This window comes from Undibacterium sp. Ji49W, assembly GCF_049340205.1.
Classification (GTDB): Bacteria; Pseudomonadota; Gammaproteobacteria; order Burkholderiales; family Burkholderiaceae_D; genus Undibacterium.
This window is the reverse complement of record NZ_JBMPOW010000087.1, coordinates 1-219: the sequence shown is the minus strand read 5'-3', so window position 1 is coordinate 219 and position 219 is coordinate 1. Positions and strand designations below refer to the sequence as shown.

Sequence of the window (219 nt, the reverse complement as noted above, 5' to 3'; positions counted from 1 at the left end):
CACCCAGGCTCAGGAAGTTGGCGCCACGGCCCAGTGTCACGTCCAGTGCAGATTGCGCTGTCAGTGCACCAGCATCGATGGACACACCAACTGTTGCGTTAGCAACGTTGACGTTGTCGATCGCACGGATGGTCAGACGTTCGATGTGGGTGGTGGTGTTAGCAGCTTGATAGCTGTCAACCAGGGCATCAACGATGGTGTCATTCAACTGGATTTGGG

General features: G+C 55.7%; 1 protein-coding gene. It reads right to left on the bottom strand.

Annotation, left to right across the window (positions count from 1 at the left end):
• The coding region (locus tag ACO0LK_RS27140) for a hypothetical protein (RefSeq protein ID WP_422980628.1) at window positions 1-219 on the bottom strand (219 nt) is incomplete at both ends.